Source organism: Streptomyces sp. NBC_01481 (genome assembly GCF_026339995.1).
Taxonomy (GTDB): domain Bacteria; phylum Actinomycetota; class Actinomycetes; order Streptomycetales; family Streptomycetaceae; genus Streptomyces.
In genome coordinates this window covers 341,264-360,143 of sequence record NZ_JAPEPT010000001.1, presented here as the reverse complement: position 1 = coordinate 360,143, position 18,880 = coordinate 341,264, and the positions used below count along the sequence as shown (strand labels likewise).

Below are 18,880 nucleotides of genomic sequence, written 5' to 3'. Positions count from 1 at the left end.
TATTGACACCTGACGCGGTATTGCGACGCCCTCATACCGGGCGTACACCTGTCGGCACGGGAAGGCGTTTCGGAAGGGGTTCGGGGCAGCGCTCGGGCGGGCACCGGCAAGGCGTTCGGGGCAGCGCACGGATCGCGCACGGAAGAGACGGGGCAGTGATGCGCACAACTCTTCGTACCGGCAGGGCCGCAGTGATATTCGCCGCCATCGGCGCTCTCGCCATCGCCGGCTGCGGCGACAACAAAGACGACGACAAGACGAAACCGGGCGAGAGCGGCGGCAAGGAACCCGCGGCAAGCGTCCAACTGCCCAAGCTGAACGGCGAGAAGGTGCAGGTCGCCGCGGTCTGGAGCGGACCCGAGCAGGAGAACTTCACCAAGGTCCTCAAGGAGTTCGAGAAGCGCACCGGAGCAACGGTCACGTTTGTGCCCGCGCAGGACCCGATCGTCAACTTCCTCGGTACGAAGATCGCGGGCGGCGCTCCCCCCGATGTGGCGATGCTCCCCCAGGTCGGCGCGATCCAGCAGGCCGTGCAGCGCAAGTGGGCCAAGCCTGTCGGCCCCGAGGCGAAGGCGCAGCTGGCGAAGAACTACTCCAAGGGCTGGCAGGATCTCGGCGCCGTGGACGGCACGCAGTACGGCGTGTACTACAAGGCCGCCAACAAGTCCCTGGTCTGGTACAACAACGCGGTCTTCGAGAACGCGGGCGCGAAGGAGCCGAAGACCTGGAAGGACTTCCTGGCGACGGCCGAGACGATCTCCGCGTCGGGCGTCACGCCCGTCTCGGTGGCGGGCGCGGACGGCTGGACGCTCACCGACTGGTTCGAGAACATCTACCTCTCCCAGGCGGGCCCGGAGAAGTACGACCAGCTCGCCCAGCACAAGATCAAGTGGACCGACGCCTCGGTGAAGACCGCGCTGACCACGCTCGGCGAGCTCTTCGGCAAGCCCGCCCTGATCGCGGGCGGCGCGGACGGCGCGCTGCAGACGGAGTTCCCGGCCTCGGTCACCCAGACCTTCAGCGGTGGCGACCAGCCCAAGGGGGCGATGGTCTTCGAGGGCGACTTCGTGACCGTCAACATCGCGCAGACCGAGGCAAAGATCGGTACGGACGCGAAGGTGTTCCCCTTCCCGGCGGTCGGCGCGCTGGCTCCCGTGGTGACGGGCGGCGACGCGGCGGTGGCGCTGAAGGACAGCAAGGGCGCCCAGGCGCTGCTGACCTTCCTGGCCTCGCCGGACGCGGCCAGGATCTCGGCCTCCGCCGGCGGTTTCCTCTCCCCGAACAAGTCGCTGGACCTGTCCGCGTACCCGAACAATGTGCAGCGCGACATCGCCAAGGCGCTGATCGCGGCGGGCGACGACTTCCGCTTCGACATGTCGGACCAGATGCCGCAGTCGTTCGGCGGCACGCCGGGCAAGGGTGAGTGGAAGGCTCTGCAGGACTTCCTGAAGAACCCGAAGGACGTGGCCGGGGCCCAGCAGAAGCTGGAGTCGGACGCCGCCAAGGCGTACAAGAGCTGACGGGTGAAAACCGCGGCGACCGCGGGGGGTCCGGCGCGTCCGGCTCCCCCCGCCGACAAGCGCAAGAGCGTGACAGGCACACGTAAAATCGTCGCGGCCGGCTTTCTGCTGCCCGCGCTGGTGCTGCTGGGCGCGCTCGTCGTCTACCCCATCGGGTACTCCCTCTACCGGTCCTTCTTCGACCAGTCCGGCAGCTCGTTCGCCGGGCTCGACAACTACAAGGAGATCTTCACCGAGGACAGCATCCTGACCGCGGTCAAGAACAACGCGATCTGGGTGGTCGTCGCGCCGACCGTCTCGACGGCACTCGGTCTGATCTTCGCCGTACTCACCGAACGGGTGCGCTGGGGCACGGCGTTCAAGCTGATCGTCTTCATGCCGATGGCGATCTCGATGCTCGCGGCGGGCATCATCTTCCGGCTTGTGTACGAGCAGGATCCGGACCGCGGGGTCGCCAACGCGGTCTGGGTGGGCGTGCATGACACCTTCGCCGAGTCGGCCGGATTCCCCAAGGCGCATCCGCTGGCGCTCGCCCCGCTCAAAGGGGGCGGAGGCGGGTCGTTCGTCACCAAGGAGCCGGTGACCGCGGGCCAACAGGTCCAGCTCCCGCTGGTGGGTATCGCGGCCGAGAAGATGCCGTCCGGCGCGAAGTCCGCGAAGGCGGCCCAGCCGGACGACGGGAAGATCACCGGCACCGCGTGGCTGGACTTCACCAAGGGCGGCGGCGGCAGGGCGAATGCCATCGACGCGAAGGAGCTCGGCCTCAAGGGCATCAAGGTCGAGGCGGTCAAGGACGGCAAGGTGGTCGCCTCGGCACGGGCGGGCGCGGACGGTACGTTCACGCTGCCCGCGTCCGCGGACGGGGCCCATCTGCGGCTGCCCGCCGACAACTTCCGCGAGCCGTACAACGGCGTCAACTGGCTCGGACCCTCGCTCGTCACTCCGGCGATCATCGGCAGCTACGTATGGATGTGGGCGGGCTTCGCGATGGTGCTGATCGCGGCGGGGCTCGCGAGCGTGCCGCGTGAACTGCTCGAAGCGGCGCGGGTGGACGGCGCGAACGAATGGCAGGTCTTCCGCAGGGTCACGGTCCCGCTGCTGGCGCCTGTGCTCGCGGTGGTGCTGGTCACCCTGATGATCAATGTGCTGAAGATCTTCGACCTGGTCTTCATCATCGCGCCCGGGTCCGCGCAGGACGACGCGAATGTCCTGGCGCTCCAGCTCTATCGCTCCTCCTTCGGCACGGACTCGAATCTGGGGCTGGGCAGCGCGATTGCCGTGCTCCTGTTGCTGCTGGTGGTCCCGGTGATGCTGTTCAACATCCGGCGCATGCGAAGGGAGGCCCGCCGATGACCACGACCGACGGCGTGGTGAAGGCGAAGCAGTCCCTCCCGGCACGGATCGCGGCGCGCGCGGGCGGTGGCGTGATGCGCGTCTTTCTCGTCCTGGTGGGCCTGTTCTGGCTGCTGCCGACGTTCGGGCTGCTGCTGTCCTCGCTGCGGGGGCCCGCGGACATCAGCGCGAGCGGCTGGTGGAAGGTGTTCAGCGCGCCCGCACAGCTCACCTTCGACAACTACTCACGGCTGCTGGACAACGAGGCGATCACCGACTCCCTGCTGTCCAGCGTCCTGATCACCGTCCCCGCGACGCTGCTGGTGGTGGTGATCGGCTCGCTGGCCGGTTACGCCTTCGCCTGGATGGACTTCCCCGGCCGCGACTGGTGGTTCATCGCGGTCGTCGCCCTCCTGGTGGTCCCGGTCCAGGTGGCGCTGGTGCCGGTCTCCAAACTGTTCGGCTGGGTCGGCATCTTCGAGACGACGATCGGCGTGATCGTCTTCCATGTGGCGTTCGGGCTTCCCTTCGCGATCTTCCTGCTGAGGAACTTCTTCGCGGAGATCCCGAGGGAACTGCTGGAGGCGGCGAGGCTGGACGGCGCGGGCGAGATTCGCCTGTTCACCCGCGTGGTGATGCCCCTGGGCGGCCCGGCGATCGCATCGCTGGGCATCTTCCAGTTCCTGTGGGTCTGGAACGACATGCTGGTCGCCCTGATCTTCGCGGACTCGGAGAGCGCGCCGATCACGGTGGCGCTGCAGCGCCAGGTGAGGCAGTTCGGCAACAACATCGACGTGCTGGCGCCGGGGGCGTTCGTCTCGATGATCATCCCGCTTGCGGTGTTCTTCGCGTTCCAGCGGCAGTTCGTGACGGGGGTGATGGCTGGGGCGGTGAAGTGACGTACGGGCTGAACATTCAGCCCCTCCGGCGAGTGATGAGCGGGGTCCGGGGCGGCCGAACCGCCGTCAGGCCTGAAGCCCCGCCACCGCCGACCTCGCCAGCTCGTCCAGGTACCCCTTCGGCAGCCCGCCCCGCACCACCACCAGCCGCCAGTACAGCGGCCCCACGATCAGGTCCAGCGCCCGGTCCGGATCCGTTCCTTCCGGGAGTTCGCCGCGGGACACCGCCTCGCGGACCACCACCGCCGCCACGCCCTGCTGGCTGTCCAGCAGGGCCGCCTTGATCGCGTCCGAGATTTCCGGATGGCGCGCCGCCTCGACCAGCAGGTCCGGGATCACCTGGGAGGCGACCGGGTGGCGCAGGGCGTGCGAGGCCACTTCCAGCAGGGCCCTTACGTCTCCGTACAGCGACCCCGTCGCCGGCGCCGGCAGCCCCTGCGAGGCGAAGGCCGAGACCAGGTCGAGCACGAGCGACAGCTTCGACTTCCAGCGCCGGTAGACCGCGGTCTTGCCGACGCCCGCGCGCCGCGCGATCCCTTCGATCGACATCCGGGCGAAGCCGACCGCCGCCAGCTCCTCGAAGACGGCGGCACGAATCGCATCGGTCACGTCCTCCCGGAGCACTGCGGCTCCCGCGGGGGCGCGACGTGGGGTTCCAGGGTCCGTGGTCATGCCCGGATCCTACCGTCACGACGACACGGTTGCGTTGCGACGCTGGACCGTCCTACTCTCACCGTAGCGACGATACGGGTCCGTCCCATCGCCAGCGTCCACCCTGCCCCCGTCGAAAGTGGCCGCCCCTGTGAGCACGCAGACGATTGCCCCTCCCCCCTTCGTGGAGGATTTCGGTGAGCTCGCCCTCAGGCACGGGCTGACCGTCAGCGGTGCCCGGCCGACGCTGCCCGACTACGTCCGGCAGCTCTGGTCACGACGCCACTTCATCGGCGCCTTCGCCACCGCCCGCCTCACCGCGCAGTACAGCCGCGCCAAGCTCGGCCAGGTCTGGCAGATCATGACCCCGCTGCTGAACGCGGCGGTCTACTACTTCATCTTCGGCATCCTGCTCCAGACCAGCCGCGGCGTCCCCGACTTCGTCCCGTTCCTGGTCACGGGCGTCTTCATCTGGACCTTCACCTCCAGCTCGATCATGACCGGCAGCGGCGCCATCCGCGGCAACATGGGCCTGGTGCAGGCGCTGCACTTCCCGCGCGCCACCCTGCCCATCTCCTACGTCCTGCTCCAGCTCCAGCAGCTGCTGTTCTCCATGGGCGCACTGGTCATGATCCTGATGTGCTTCGGAGAGTTCCCCAAGCTCACCTGGCTGCTGGCCGTCCCCGCCCTGATCCTGCAGGCAGTCTTCAACACCGGCGTCTCGATGATCATGGCGCGGCTGTGCGCCAGGACCCCCGACATCGCCCAGCTGATGCCCTTCGTCCTGCGCACCTGGATGTATGCCTCCGGCGTGATGTGGAGCATCGAAAAGGTCCTCAAGGGCGCGCACCTGCCGCATCTCGTGATGGTCGCCCTGGAGTGCAATCCCGCCGCCGTCTTCATCGACCTGATGCGTTTCGCGCTCATCGAGAGCTACACCTCCGCCCAACTGCCCCCGCACGTCTGGGCCGTCGCCCTCGGCTGGGCGCTCCTGTTCGGAGTGGGCGGGTTCATCTACTTCTGGAAGGCAGAGGAGGAGTACGGCCGTGTCTGACTCCCAGGTAATCCCCGCACCCGAGGACATGCGGACGACCGACGAACGCGTCCCTACCGTCGTCGTCGACAACGTCCACATCACGTACACGGTCCACGGCGCCCGCGGCGGCAAAGGCAGCGCCACCGCCGCCCTCAGCCGGATCGCCTCCCGCAAGAAATCCCGGGGCGTCCGCGTGGTGCGTGCCGTCAAGGGCGTCAGCTTCGCGGCGTACAAGGGCGAGGCCATCGGCCTGATCGGCTCCAACGGCTCCGGCAAGTCGACCCTGCTGAAAGCGATCGCGGGCCTGCTGCCGGCCACCGAGGGCAGGGTCTTCACCCAGGGCCAGCCCTCCCTCCTCGGCGTGAACGCCGCACTGATGGGCGATCTGACCGGCGAGCGCAACGTCATCCTCGGCGGTCTGGCGATGGGCATGACCCGCGAGCAGATCCAGGAGCGGTACGAACAGATCGTGGACTTCTCGGGGATCAACGAGAAGGGCGACTTCATCTCGCTCCCCATGCGTACGTACTCTTCCGGCATGGGCGCCCGGCTCCGCTTCTCGATCGCCGCGGCCAAGAGCCATGACGTGCTTCTGATCGACGAGGCCCTGTCCACCGGCGACGCGAAGTTCCAGCGCCGCAGCCAGGAGCGCATTACCGAGCTGCGCCAGGAGGCCGGCACGGTCTTTCTGGTGAGCCACAGCAACGGGGCGATCACCCAGACCTGTGACCGGGCAATCTGGCTGGAGGCGGGTCGGATGCTGATGGACGGCCCGGCGCCGGAAGTCGTCGCCGCGTACGAGAAGTACAACAACACCAAATAGCCAGAAATAGCCCAATACGCCCTAAACTGCCGGTCGATGACGACCCATCGGATCGGTCCGCCCCTGTCCTCCTTCGGCCACTCCCCGGTGCCGGGGATCGCCCTCCTCGGCACCTCCCGCTCCCGTTTCCGCCGCAGGCGGGCCGCCGCGCTCGCCGCGGTCTGGGCGGCCACCCGCGTCGGCATGCTCGGGCTGCTCGTCGTCGACGAGGTCGGCGACAGCGGTGTCGCGGGCGAGGTGCACATCCTCTACCGGCGCTGGTACGAGCAGCTCGTCCAGGGAGCGTTCCCCCTGGACGACGCCACCTGGCAGTACCCGCCGGGCGCCGCCCTCGTCTTCCTCGCCCCCGGCGCGCTGCCCTTTCTGACCTACTTCCAGGCCTTCGTCGCCCTCACCCTCGCCGCCGACGGGGTCATCACGCTCGCCCTCTCCCGCGCAGGGCTGCCCGGCGCCTGGCTGTGGGTGTGCGGACTGCCGCTCCTGCTGCACCTCCCGTACGCGCGCTACGACGTGCAGGTCACCGCCGTCGCCGTACTCGCCCTGCTGGCCGTGCGCAGGCGCCCGCACATCGCGGGCGGGCTCGCCGGGCTGGGCGCGATGATCAAGGTGTGGCCGCTGCTCACCGTCCTGGGCACGCCCCCGGGCCGTACCACTCGCGCGGCCTGGCTCTCGGCCGCCGCCTCCATGACCGCGCTGCTCGCCGTCTTCGCGCTCGGCTTCAGCCACACCCCGGACTTTCTGCGGCAGCAGGGCGCCAGGGGCGTCCAGATCGAGTCCCTCGGCGGGACCGCGCTCCAGCTCGCGCGGAAGGCGGGCTGGCCGGGCACGGTCCGCTACCAGTACGGAGCCTTCGAACTCGTCGGCCCGTACGTGTCGGGCATCGCGCGGCTCAGTCTGCTGCTGAGCGTCGCGGCGGTGTGCTGGCTGCTGCTGTGGCGGGCCAGGTCGTGGCGCCGGCCACCCGCCACGCCGTTCGACGCCGCGTTCGCCGCCGTACTGCTCTTCACGGTCACCAGCCGGGTCATCAGCCCGCAGTATCTGGTCGGGCTGCTGGGTCTGGCCGCGGTCTGCCTGACCTCGCGGCACACCACCCAGCGCCCGGTCGCGCTCCTGATGCTGCCGGCCGCCGCCGCGAGCGCGCTCGCCCACCCCGTGCTGTACGACGACGTGCTGGCGGGCACCCCGGCCGGCCTGCTCCTCATGGCCGTACGCAACGGGCTGCTGCTGGTCGCCGCCCTGCTGTCCTGCCGTCGGCTGTGGGCCGCCACGGCCGCGCGATAGGCCCCCGACTTTCGCGAACCACCTGAAGTGGAACCACCCGAAGACGAAGGCGCCCGGCACCGATTCGGTGCCGGGCGCCCCCTTACCGCCGTATCAGCTGTGCGTCCGCAGCAGCTGGCGCATCGTCCGCATCGCGACCGACAGATTCGCCAGGTCGAACGTGTCCGAGCCCTGGATCTCCTCCAGCGTCGTACGCGCCCGGCTCAGGATCGCCGCGTTCTTCTGCTCCCACGCCTTGAACCGCTCCTCCGGCGTCGAGGTGCCATTGCCGACGGTGAGCACGTCCGCCGTCAGAGCGGCATGCGCCGCGTACAGGTCCTCGCGGATGGATGCGCGGGCCATCGACTGCCAGCGGTCGGCCCGCGGCAGCTCTATGATCCGGTCCATCAGCTGGGTGATACGCAGCCGGTCCGCGAGGTCGTAGTACACCTCGGCGACCGCCATCGGCTCCTTCTTGGTGCGGTCCGCGATCGCGACGATGTCGAGCGTCGGGAAGGCGGAGGAGAACCCGGCGACCCGCAGCGCGAGCTCCTCCGGGACGCCCTCCTCGGTGAGCTCTTCGAGGATGCTCTGGTACCACTCCAGGTCCGCGCCGCGCAGCATCTTCGCCAGCTCGGCCCAGACCTGCTCCACGCGCTCGGCGAAGAAGCCGATGGTCTCGGCGAGCTCCAGCGGCTGCGGCCGGTTGCCGAGCAGCCAGCGCGTGCCGCGCTCTACGAGTCGGCGCGAGTGCAGCCGGATACGGGTCTGGACGGCGGCCGGGACCGTGTTGTCCAGCGCCTCGACCGCGTCCCACACGGCGCTGAGCCCGAAGATCTCGCGTGCCGCGGTCTGCGCCCGCACGACCTCCTCGATCGACGCGCCCGTCTCTTCGCGCAGCCGGTGCAGGAAGGTCGAACCACCAGTGTTCACCGTGTCGTTGACCAGCACCGTCGTGACGATCTCCCGGCACAGCGCGTGCCCGTCGATCGCGTCGGGGAACCTGTCGCGCAAGGCCTGCGGGAAGTACGCGTGCAGCAGCCGGCGCAGATACGGGTCGTCCGGCAGCTCGGTCCCGATCAGCTCGTCCGCCACCGTGATCTTGGTGTAGGCGAGCAGCACGGCCAGCTCGGGCTGGCTGAGCCCCTTGCCGGAGTTGAGCAGCTCACGGATCTGCCGGTCGTTCGGCAGGAACTCCAGTGCCCTGTCCAGGTGCCCGTCCCTGCCGAGGCGCCGCATGAAGCGCTGGTGGGCGTGGAGCAGCGAGGGCGACTGGGCGACGGCGTTGCCGAGGGCGACGTTCTGCGCGTAGTTGTTGCGCAGGACCAGCGCGCCGACCTCGTCGGTCATCTCGGCGAGCAGCTTGTTGCGCTGCTTGACGGTCATGTCGCCGTCCGACACCAGGCCGTTGAGCAGGATCTTGATGTTCACCTCGTGGTCGGAGGTGTCCACGCCCGCGCTGTTGTCGATGGCGTCGGTGTTGATCTTGCCGCCGCTGCGGTCGAACTCGATCCGGCCCAGCTGGGTCAGACCCAGGTTGCCGCCCTCGCCGACGGCCTTGACCCGCAGGTCCTCACCATTGACGCGGATCGCGTCGTTGGCCTTGTCGCCGACGTCCGCGTTGGACTCGGAGGAGGCCTTGACGTACGTACCGATGCCGCCGTTCCACAACAGGTCCACCGGGGCCTTGAGGATCGTCTTCATCAGCTCGGCGGGCGTCATCTTGGAGATGCCCGCCTCGATGCCGAGGGCAGCGCGCATGTGCGCGTTGACCGGGATCGACTTGGCCGCGCGCGGGTGGATGCCGCCACCGGCCGACAGCAGTTCCTTGTCGTAGTCGGCCCAGGAGGAGCGGGGCAGCTCGAAGAGGCGGCGGCGCTCGGCGTACGAGGTGGCCGCGTCCGGGTTCGGGTCGATGAAAATGTGCCGGTGGTCGAAGGCCGCGACGAGGCGGATGTGCTCGGAGAGCAGCATGCCGTTGCCGAACACGTCACCGGACATGTCGCCGACACCGACGACCGTGAAGTCCTGGGTCTGGGTGTCGTGGCCGAGCTCGCGGAAGTGCCGCTTGACGGACTCCCAGGCGCCGCGGGCGGTGATGCCCATGGCCTTGTGGTCGTATCCGGCGGAGCCGCCCGAAGCGAAGGCGTCACCGAGCCAGAAGTTGTACGCGACCGCGACCTCGTTGGCGATGTCGGAGAAGGTCGCGGTGCCCTTGTCCGCGGCAACGACGAGGTAGGTGTCGTCCTCGTCGTGGCGTACGACATCGGCGGGCGGCACGACCTCGCCGGCCACCAGGTTGTCCGTGATGTCGAGCAGTGCCGAGATGAACACCTTGTAGCTGGCGATGCCCTCGGCCAGCCACGCGTCCCGGTCCGCCGACGGGTCGGGCAGCTGCTTGGCGACGAAGCCGCCCTTGGCGCCGACCGGCACGATCACGGTGTTCTTGACCATCTGGGCCTTGACCAGGCCCAGGATCTCCGTACGGAAGTCCTCACGCCGGTCGGACCAGCGCAGACCGCCGCGCGCGACCTTGCCGAAGCGCAGGTGCACACCCTCGACCCGCGGGGAGTAGACCCAGATCTCGTACGCCGGGCGGGGCGCGGGCAGATCCGGGATGGCCTGCGGGTCGAACTTCATCGACACATAGCTGTGGTACTTGGCGCCCGCCGCCTCCTGGAAGAAGTTCGTGCGGAGCGTCGCCTTGATGAGGGTGAGGAACGACCGCAGGATGCGGTCCTCGTCCAGGCTCGCGACCTGGTCGAGCGCGCCGTCGAGCTCCTCCAGCAGGGCGTCGGTCAGCTCGGTGCCGCCGCGCTGGCGCTCGGGGGACATCCGGGCCTCGAAGAGGGAGACCAGCAGCCGGGTGGTGTGGACGTTGGTACTGAGGGTGTCCTCCATGTAGTCCTGGCTGAAGGTCGCTCCGGCCTGACGCAGGTACTTGGCGTACGCGCGCAGCACCATCGCCTGCCGCCAGTCCAGACCGGCGCGCAGCACGAGGGAGTTGAAGCCGTCGTTCTCCGCCTCGCCGGTCCAGACTGCCGAGAAGGCCTCCTGGAAGCGTTCGCGGGCATCGTCGGCCAGGTAGTCGCCGTTGCCGGTGGCCAGCGGCATGCGCATACCGAAGTCGTAGATCCACGCGGTCGTACGGTCCGAGCAGCGCAGCTCGTAGGGACGCTCGTCGACGACTTCGACGCCGAGCCGGTTGAGGACCGGCAGAACGGCGGAGAGCGAGACCTGGTCACCCGTGCGGTAGATCTTGAAGCGGCGCTCGCCGGGGCCCGCGCCGACCGGCTCGTACAGGGAGAGCGCGAAGTCCTTGTCCAGGTGGGCCAGTTGCTCGACGTGGACCAGGTCGGCGACGGCGGCGCGCGGCGAGTGGTCGGCCTTGTAGCCCTCGGGGAAGGCGTGGCCGTAACGGCGCAGCAGCTCGGCTGCGCGCTCCTCGCCGCACTCGGCGTTGAGCGCCTCGGCGAAGCCGTCGGCCCAGGAGCGGGCGGCCTCGACGAGCCGGGACTCGATGCGGTCCTTGTCGGCGTCGGTGAGGTCCGGGAGCTCGGTGCCGGGCTGGACACGGATGACGAAGTGCAGCCGGGACAGCACCGATTCGGTGTGCAGGGCGGTGAAGTCGACCGGCGCGCGGCCGTTCAGCTCCTCCAGCAGGATGTCGGTCAGGCGCAGCCGTACATCGGTGGTGAAGCGGTCCCGCGGCAGGTAGACGAGGGCGGAGTAGTAGCGGCCGTACTCGTCCTGGCGCAGGTACAGCCGCAGCCTGCGGCGCTCCTGGAGGTAGAGGACGGATGTGACGATGGAGCGCAGCTGGTCGGCCGGCGTCTGGAACAGCTCGTCGCGCGGGTAGGTCTCCAGGATCTGCAGCAGGTCGCGGCCGTCGTGGCTGTTGGGCGCGAAGCCCGCGCCTTCGAGGACCTCCTGGACCTTGCGGCGGATGACCGGGACGCGGCGCACGGACTCGGTGTACGCGGCCGAGGAGAACAGGCCGAGGAATCGGCGCTCACCGATGACATTGCCGTTGGCGTCGAACCTCTTCACCCCGATGTAGTCGAGGTAGGAGGGCCGGTGCACGGTCGAGCGGCTGTTGGCCTTCGTCAGCACGAGCAGCTTGTGCTCGCGGGCCTTGGCACGGGCGTCGGCGGGCAGGCGGCTGAAGGAGGGGCTGACGGGATGCGCCTCGTCGGTGCTGTGCTGGGGGTCGGAGCGCAGAATGCCGAGGCCGGTGCCGGGCACGGCGGCCAGGGCGTCGGTCTCGGTGAGCTCGTACTCCCGGTAGCCGAGGAAGGTGAAGTGGTCGGCGGAGAGCCAGCGCAGCAGTTCGCGCGCCTCCTCGACCTCCTGGTCACGCAGATCGTCGGCGGTCGGCTCACTGGGCAGCTCTTCGGCGATGCGCAGCGCGGCGTCGCGCATCTTCTCCCAGTCCTCGACGGCCTCGCGGACGTCCGAGAGGACCCGCAGCAGATCGGCGCTGATCTGCTTGAGGTCGGACCGGTCGGTCTCACGGTCGATCTCGACATGGATCCAGGATTCGAGGACCGCGTCGTGCGGCAGGTCCTTGCCGTTCGCCTCGAGAGGCAGAACTTCGATCAGCTTGCCCGTGAGGTCGCGGCGAACCGTGACCTGCGGGTGGATCACAACATGGATGCCGCGGCCCTGGCGGGATAGCTCGTTGGTGACCGAGTCGACGAGGAAGGGCATGTCGTCGGTGACCACCTCGACCACGGAGTGGCTGCAGGTCCAGCCGTTCTCCTCGACGGTCGGGGTGTGGACCCGCACGTTGGCCGTCCCCTGGGGGCGGTTCTCGGCGAGCCGGAAGTGGGAAAGGGCCGCGCCGAAGACGTCGACCGGGTCCCGGTCGGTCAGGTCCTCCGGAGCGGTGTGCAGGTAGTAGCGCTGGAGGTACCGGAGCACGGTGTCCTGGTCAGGGCTCTTGCCGTGCTCGGCCCCGGTCGGAAGGTGCCCCCCGACCGGGCTGTTCTCAGCAACCCGGGCTGCCCGTGCGAGCAGCTCGGCCTTGGCTTCGTCCAGCTTGGTCTGCATGTCCTCTGGCTCCTGTCGCGCGCCGTTGCGTGACGTAGGGGAAAGAAGCGACGCAACGCCATGACGCGGGGTGTCCGGTCGGAGTCGACGTTATGCCGCGATGAGAGATGTCCGAGCCGATATTGGCCAATGTTGGCAGCGGGGCCGGAACGGGGTGATCAACGATCGCCCGGGCGCTGTGGCGCTCCGGGCGCTGGCCGGGGGCTTCGCTGCCCCCACGGCATATAGCGCTGATCACGGGTCAAGGCTATCGCCCCGCCCCCCCGACCCGTCATGAGCCGTATGTGTACAAAAGCAGGGCCGGAAGTTTGACAGTCTGGACAGCGACACAGGGCCACTCTTGGCAAACAGTCCCCCGCGGTGCAAGTTGGCGGTGACGACACGGCATACCGTCGACGCCCTGCACCGACGGCAGGGACACCGTCGACAGCCCGACACCGGGAGCAGCCATGACACCGAAGATCCTGATCGTCACCGGCGATGCGGCCGAGTCCCTCGAAGTCCTCTACCCGTATCAGCGGCTGCGGGAAGAGGGGTACGAGGTCGACATCGCGGCCCCCGCCCGCAAAAAACTGCAATTCGTCGTGCACGACTTCGAGCCGGGCTTCGACACCTACACCGAAAAGCCGGGCTACACCTGGCCGGCGGACCTGGCCTTCTCGGAGGTCGAGCCCGGACAGTACGCAGCGGTGGTGATCCCGGGCGGCCGCGCCCCGGAGTACCTGCGCAACGATCCCGAGCTACGCAAGATTCTGAAGTCGTTCTTCGACGCCGACAAGCCCGTGGCGCAGATCTGCCACGGCCCGCTGCTGACGGCGGCGATCGGCAGCCTGGAGGGCCGCCGGGTCACGGCCTATCCCGCCCTGGAACTGGACATGCAGGCGGCGGGCGCGAGCTTCCAGGACGTGGAGGCGGTCGTCGACGGCACGCTGGTGTCGTCGAGGGCCTGGCCGGACCACTCGGCGTGGATGCGGGAGTTCCTCACGGTGCTTCGGGCGAAGGCACCGGTGGCGTAGGGCGTGTGGCGGGGCAGCCCGGGCCCCTCGGGGTCCGGGCCGAGCCCGGTTCGGACTCCGCGGGGTGGGCTCCGCGGGGAGCAGCCCGTCCTGGGGCGAACCGCCCCGTTACGCCGCCAGCCGTGTCGCCACCTCCACCGCCTCCGCGAGGCTGTCCACCACTGGCACCCCCACCGACTCCAGGCTCGCCCTGCTGTGCGACCCCCCGGTGTACAGCACCGCCCGCGCCCCCACATGCGCCGCCGCCACCGCGTCGTCGACCGCGTCACCGATCACCACCGTGCGCTCCGGCGCCGCGACGCCGCCGAGCGCCGCGAGGTGGCGCTCCATGTGCAGCGCCTTCGTGCCGCCGGACGGCCCGGTCCGCCCGTCCACGCGTATGAAGTGGCCCTCGATGCCATAGCCCCGTACGACCGGGACCAGCTCCTCGTGCCCGTACATGCTCAGCAGCGACTGGCTGCGCCCGGCCAGCCGCCACTCCTGGAGCAGCTCCTCGACGCCCTCGGTCAGCCCGCACCCGATCCGGTGCTCGCTGTAGTGCCGGTGGAAGGCCTCGTCCATGACCTCCCACTCCGCGTCCGAGGGCAGCCGTCCCATGAGCCGCTCGTAGAACCGGGGAATCGGTACGCAGTACATCTCGCGGTAGCTCTCGAGCGTGATCGGCTCCAGGCCGATCTCCTCGAAGGCGGCGTTGGTCGCCCCGATGACTGCGGTGATGTCGTCGAGCAGTGTGCCGTTCCAGTCCCAGACCAGATGTGTGCTGTGCTTCCCCATGCGAAAACGGTACCGGCCGGGTCTGACAACCGGCCGCCGAGCCGCCTTCGCAGCCTCAGCCGACGAGGTTTTGGATCTCCTGCACCCCGTACCAGAGCAGCTCGTGGTCCTCCGCCCCGTCCACCGTGAACTGCGCGTCGTCGTCGCCCTGGTCCGCGGCCCCCAGCGCGTCCGCCGCGGCCGCCACGTCACCGATCGCGTCGTCCGCGTCCACGTGCACCGCCGCCGCCTTGGACAGCGGAACCGCGGTGGCGACCCGCACCTCGCCGAGCGCGCTCACGACGAGCACTCCGTCGGGATCGGCGACCGCGTCCTGGTCCCGTACGTCGACCGCGACGACCACCCGGCGCCTGGCCGCGTCCGGGTCACCGGCGATCAGTCGCAGCGAGGCGGCGGCGGCGCGGTTCAGCGCGGCGTACTCCAGTTCCTCGATGTCGTCGGAGACGTACCACTCGCGCAGTCCCGGCGTGACGGCATACGCGGTCAGCGGCCCGGGGCCGAGCTCGCCCGTCTTGTGCGCCTCTGCGAGTCCGGGGAGGGTCAGGGGGACGTAGACGCGCATGGCTGACCGCTTTCGTAGTCGGAAACGCCCTCAGGATACGTGTGAGGTCCGCCCGAGGTCCCCCTTCGGGCTGCCGCCCCCGGCCTCGCGCGCCGTCCACCGCAGACCTGCCTCGCACTGGCTCAGGACGGCCCGTGTCGGGCCCCCGTCACCCTGATAGGTGAACTGTGGCGCCTGCCCCCGCAAGGGACACCGCGCATTGCGGTTCGACAAGCCCGCCCCGTAGAAGATCACCAACGAAGTTACCGCCCGGTATCGCACCGGGCCCGGCATATCGGGGGCGATCTGCATGAGCATGAACAGGACCCGGCCCGCAGGGCGGCAGGACCAGCGCCGTCCCGCCGCGGTGGCGGCAACCGCGATGGCACGCGCACGACGGCAGCACAAGCCGCACTACTGGTTCGCCGACCGCCTGCTCGCGGTGCTCAGCGGCCGGCGCCCGGTTCATTGGATGCTCGGGCACACCATCGGGGAGGCGTACGAACAGCTCGTGCGGCTCGCCCCGGGAGCTCCGCTGCGTCCGGCGGAGCGGGTCACACCCGTCGTACGGCACTGCGGGGAGTACCACCCCGGCCCCGGCGTGATCGAGGCCTTCGCCAGGATCGGCTCCGGCGACCGGGTCAGCGCGATGGCCTTCCGCCTGGAACAGGGCGCGGACCAGCGCTGGCGCTGTGCCGCTGTGGAACTCGGCGGAGAACGCGTCGGCACGTCCGCCGGGAACTAGCCGCCGCCCTGGGCTCGCCCGGCCAGCAGGAAGCCGCAGGCGGTCCGCTCAGCCGCCGCCCGCGCCGAGCCGGGCCGCCTGCCGCTCCTGCACCTGCCGAGCCGTCTGGAGGAAGTCCAGGATCGTGGGGAGCTGCTCCTCGTCGTAGCGACTCAGAGCCTCGGCCCCGGCGGCGCCGACGGGTACGTCGAACGCGAGCCCTGAAGCGAAACGGCCGGGGCCGGACACCGCAATCGGTGTCCGGCCCCGGCCGTTCGCAACAGGCAGGCGCAGAGAATTACTTCTTGCGGCGGCGCCCGGCGCCCTTCTGCGCCTTGCGGCGCTCCGCCCGCGTCAGGCCGTCCCCGTCCGAAGGGGCCTGCCCGTCGTCGCTGATGAATTCGCCCTCGACGATGCCGCCCTCGCCGTCCACCTTCGGCGCCGAGAAGTGCAGCCGGTCCCGCCGCTGCGGGGCGTCGAGCCCCTTCGCGCGGATCTCCGGACGGGAGGCTCCCGCCGCAACCGCGTCCTCCTTGGCGAGCGAAGGAGCCGCGTCCTGCACCGGGACCTCCTCGACCTGCTGCTCGACCTGAACCTCCAGGTTGAACAGATAGCCGACGGACTCCTCCTTGATGCCCTCCATCATGGCGGTGAACATGTCGAAGCCCTCGCGCTGGTACTCCACGAGCGGGTCCTTCTGGGCCATCGCGCGCAGGCCGATGCCCTCCTGGAGGTAGTCCATCTCGTAGAGGTGCTCCCGCCACTTGCGGTCCAGTACGGACAGCACCACGCGCCGCTCCAGCTCACGCATGATGTCCGAGCCGAGCTGCTTCTCACGCTCGTCGTACTGCTCGTGGACGTCGTCCTTGATGGACTCGGCGATGAACTCGGCGGTGATCCCGGCACGGTCGCCGGCCGCGTCCTCCAGCTCCTCGACGGTGATCTTCACCGGGTAGAGCTGCTTGAACGCGCCCCACAGCCGGTCCAGGTCCCACTCCTCGGCGAAGCCCTCGACCGTCTCCGCCTGGATGTACGCGTCGATGGTGTCGTCCATGAAGTGGCGCACCTGCTCGTGCAGGTCCTCGCCCTCCAGAACGCGGCGGCGCTCGCCGTAGATGACCTCACGCTGGCGGTTGAGCACCTCGTCGTACTTCAGGACGTTCTTACGCGTCTCGAAGTTCTGCTGCTCCACCTGCGACTGCGCCGACGCGATCGCGCGCGTGACCATCTTGTTCTCGATCGGGACGTCGTCGGGGACGTTCGCCATCGACATCACGCGCTCGACCATCTGCGCCTTGAACAGACGCATCAGGTCGTCACCCAGGGACAGGTAGAAACGGGACTCGCCCGGGTCGCCCTGACGGCCGGAACGACCGCGCAGCTGGTTGTCGATACGCCGCGACTCGTGCCGCTCGGTGCCCAGCACATAGAGCCCGCCGATGTCGGTGACCTCGTCGTGCTCGGCCTTGACGGCCGCCTCGGCGCGCTCCAGCGCGGCGGGCAGGGCCGCGGCCCACTCCTCGACGTGCTCGACCGGGTCCAGGCCGCGCTGGCGCAGCTCCGCCTCGGCGAGGTCGTCGGGGTTACCGCCGAGCTTGATGTCCGTACCACGGCCGGCCATGTTCGTCGCGACCGTGACCGCGCCCTTGCGCCCGGCCTGGGCGACGATCGTCGCCTCCCGGTCGTGCTGCTTGGCGTTGAGGACCTCGTGCTGGATGCCGCGCTTGTTGAGCTGCTGCGAGAGGTACTCGGACTTCTCGACCGAGGTCGTGCCGACCAGGATCGGCTGGCCCTTCTCGTGCTTCTCGGCGATGTCGTCGACGACCGCGGCGAACTTGGCGACCTCGGTCCGGTAGATCAGGTCGGACTGGTCCATGCGGACCATCGGCATGTTCGTCGGGATCGGCACGACGCCCAGCTTGTAGATCTGGTGGAACTCGGCGGCCTCGGTCATGGCCGTACCGGTCATGCCGGAGAGCTTGCCGTAGAGGCGGAAGAAGTTCTGCAGGGTGATCGTGGCAAGGGTCTGGTTCTCGTCCTTGATGTCCACCCCTTCCTTCGCCTCGATCGCCTGGTGCATGCCCTCGTTGTAGCGGCGGCCGGCGAGGATACGGCCGGTGTGCTCGTCGACGATCATGACTTCGCCGTCGATGACGACGTAGTCCTTGTCCTTCTTGAACAGTTCCTTGGCCTTGATGGCGTTGTTCAGATAACCGACGAGCGGGGTGTTCACCGACTCGTAGAGGTTGTCGATGCCCAGCCAGTCCTCGACCTTGGCGACACCCGGTTCATGGATGGCGACTGTCCGCTTCTTCTCGTCGACCTCGTAGTCGCCGGTCTCCTCGATGCCCTTGAGGGGGTTGCCCGCCTCGCCCTTGGCCAGGCGGGTCACGAGCTTGGCGAAGTCGCCGTACCACTTGGTGGCCTGGTCGGCCGGGCCGGAGATGATCAGCGGCGTACGGGCCTCGTCGACGAGGATCGAGTCGACCTCGTCGACGATGGCGTAGTTGTGGCCGCGCTGGACCAGCTCGTCCTTGGACCACGCCATGTTGTCGCGGAGGTAGTCGAAGCCGAACTCGTTGTTCGTTCCGTACGTAATGTCACAGTTGTACTGCTCGCGACGCTGAGCCGGCGTCATGTTGGCGAGGATGCAGCCGACATCCAGGCCCAGGAACTTGTGGACCCGGCCCATCATCTCGGAGTCACGCTCGGCCAGGTAGTCGTTCACCGTGATCAGGTGGACGCCCTTGCCCGCGAGCGCATTGAGATAGGCGGGGAGCGTGCCGACGAGGGTCTTGCCCTCACCGGTCTTCATCTCGGCGACATACCCGAGGTGCAGCGCTGCGCCGCCCATCATCTGTACGTCGTAATGGCGCTGACCGAGGACGCGCTTGGCGGCCTCACGGACGGTCGCGAACGCCTCGGGGAGCAGGTCGTCCAGGCTCTCACCGTCGGCGTACCGCTCCTTGTACTCATCGGTGAGCGCCCGCAACTCGGCGTCGGAGAGGTTGACGAAGTCCTCTTCGATGGAGTTGACCTGGTCCGCGATGCGGTGCAGTTTGCGCAGGATCTTGCCTTCGCCTGCACGCATGAGCTTGTTGAAGACGGACACTGAGGTTGGTCTCCTTGCCGATCGGGCCTGGCACTGGGTCTTGTTATGGACACTGGCGCGGGCACGGCAGGTGGGCCCCACCGCAACGGCCATCGTAAGCGAGGACCCGGCCGGGTCGGGAGGTCCGCCGTCAGCCAGGC

14 protein-coding genes are annotated in these 18,880 nt (G+C 68.9%); 8 read left to right on the top strand and 6 right to left on the bottom strand.

Annotation, left to right across the window (positions count from 1 at the left end; translation table 11 throughout):
- The first annotated feature begins 158 nt into the window (after positions 1 to 158).
- The 3 genes from OOK40_RS01680 to OOK40_RS01670 are packed head-to-tail and all read left to right on the top strand — an operon-like array spanning position 159 to position 3,751.
- A complete protein-coding gene (locus OOK40_RS01680; RefSeq protein WP_266475938.1) occupies positions 159 to 1,520 on the top strand; it encodes an ABC transporter substrate-binding protein in 1,362 nt (453 codons plus the stop codon).
- 3 nt (positions 1,521 to 1,523) lie between these two features.
- Positions 1,524 to 2,873 carry a carbohydrate ABC transporter permease gene (locus OOK40_RS01675; RefSeq protein WP_266475937.1) on the top strand — a complete coding sequence of 450 codons (1,350 nt, stop codon included), beginning with the start codon at positions 1,524 to 1,526 and terminating at the stop codon, positions 2,871 to 2,873.
- On the top strand, positions 2,870 to 3,751 hold the full coding sequence (locus OOK40_RS01670) for a carbohydrate ABC transporter permease (RefSeq protein ID WP_266475936.1): 882 nt from the start codon (positions 2,870 to 2,872) through the stop codon (positions 3,749 to 3,751). The genes OOK40_RS01675 and OOK40_RS01670 overlap by 4 nt, the downstream gene beginning before the upstream one ends.
- Before the next feature lie 66 nt (positions 3,752 to 3,817).
- Here the strand turns inward: OOK40_RS01670 and OOK40_RS01665 are convergent, their stop codons facing one another.
- Positions 3,818 to 4,423: a TetR/AcrR family transcriptional regulator gene (locus OOK40_RS01665; protein WP_266475935.1), complete on the bottom strand. Its 606-nt coding sequence runs from the start codon at positions 4,421 to 4,423 to the stop codon at positions 3,818 to 3,820.
- A 130-nt stretch (positions 4,424 to 4,553) separates the two neighbouring features.
- Here OOK40_RS01665 and OOK40_RS01660 point away from each other — a divergent pair, with 130 nt between their 5' ends.
- The 3 genes from OOK40_RS01660 (at position 4,554) to OOK40_RS01650 (ending at position 7,542) form a co-directional block, all read left to right on the top strand.
- Complete coding sequence (locus OOK40_RS01660; protein WP_266475934.1) at positions 4,554 to 5,456, top strand: ABC transporter permease; 903 nt, start codon at positions 4,554 to 4,556, stop codon at positions 5,454 to 5,456.
- Between the two features lie 28 nt (positions 5,457 to 5,484).
- On the top strand, positions 5,485 to 6,261 hold the full coding sequence (locus OOK40_RS01655) for an ABC transporter ATP-binding protein (protein WP_266478738.1): 777 nt from the start codon (positions 5,485 to 5,487) through the stop codon (positions 6,259 to 6,261).
- Between the two features lie 183 nt (positions 6,262 to 6,444).
- Positions 6,445 to 7,542, top strand: a complete 1,098-nt coding sequence (locus tag OOK40_RS01650) for a glycosyltransferase family 87 protein (RefSeq protein ID WP_266478735.1) — start codon at positions 6,445 to 6,447, stop codon at positions 7,540 to 7,542.
- Between the two features lie 93 nt (positions 7,543 to 7,635).
- On the opposite strand, the gene OOK40_RS01645 is transcribed toward OOK40_RS01650, so the two are convergent.
- Positions 7,636 to 12,573: an NAD-glutamate dehydrogenase gene (locus tag OOK40_RS01645; protein ID WP_266475933.1), complete on the bottom strand. Its 4,938-nt coding sequence runs from the start codon at positions 12,571 to 12,573 to the stop codon at positions 7,636 to 7,638.
- Between the two features lie 449 nt (positions 12,574 to 13,022).
- On the opposite strand from OOK40_RS01645, the gene OOK40_RS01640 reads away from it, so the two are divergent.
- Positions 13,023 to 13,589, top strand: coding sequence for a DJ-1/PfpI family protein (locus tag OOK40_RS01640; protein ID WP_266475931.1), 567 nt, complete (start codon positions 13,023 to 13,025; stop codon positions 13,587 to 13,589).
- 108 nt (positions 13,590 to 13,697) lie between these two features.
- Here OOK40_RS01640 and OOK40_RS01635 read toward each other — a convergent pair whose 3' ends face one another.
- Together OOK40_RS01635 and OOK40_RS01630 are read right to left on the bottom strand one after the other, a co-directional pair.
- Positions 13,698 to 14,363 carry an HAD family hydrolase gene (locus tag OOK40_RS01635; protein ID WP_266475930.1) on the bottom strand — a complete coding sequence of 222 codons (666 nt, stop codon included), beginning with the start codon at positions 14,361 to 14,363 and terminating at the stop codon, positions 13,698 to 13,700.
- Between the two features lie 55 nt (positions 14,364 to 14,418).
- Positions 14,419 to 14,925: a hypothetical protein gene (locus OOK40_RS01630; RefSeq protein WP_266475929.1), complete on the bottom strand. Its 507-nt coding sequence runs from the start codon at positions 14,923 to 14,925 to the stop codon at positions 14,419 to 14,421.
- Positions 14,926 to 15,214: 289 nt separating this feature from the next.
- Here OOK40_RS01630 and OOK40_RS01625 point away from each other — a divergent pair, with 289 nt between their 5' ends.
- The gene (locus OOK40_RS01625; protein WP_266475928.1) at positions 15,215 to 15,649 is read left to right on the top strand and encodes an Rv3235 family protein; all 435 of its coding nucleotides are present in this window, start codon (positions 15,215 to 15,217) and stop codon (positions 15,647 to 15,649) included.
- A gap of 48 nt (positions 15,650 to 15,697) precedes the next feature.
- Here OOK40_RS01625 and OOK40_RS01620 read toward each other — a convergent pair whose 3' ends face one another.
- Together OOK40_RS01620 and secA are read right to left on the bottom strand one after the other, a co-directional pair.
- Positions 15,698 to 15,877: a hypothetical protein gene (locus OOK40_RS01620; RefSeq protein WP_266475926.1), complete on the bottom strand. Its 180-nt coding sequence runs from the start codon at positions 15,875 to 15,877 to the stop codon at positions 15,698 to 15,700.
- Between the two features lie 49 nt (positions 15,878 to 15,926).
- Positions 15,927 to 18,740: a preprotein translocase subunit SecA gene (gene secA, locus OOK40_RS01615; RefSeq protein WP_266475924.1), complete on the bottom strand. Its 2,814-nt coding sequence runs from the start codon at positions 18,738 to 18,740 to the stop codon at positions 15,927 to 15,929.
- Positions 18,741 to 18,880: the final 140 nt, after the last annotated feature.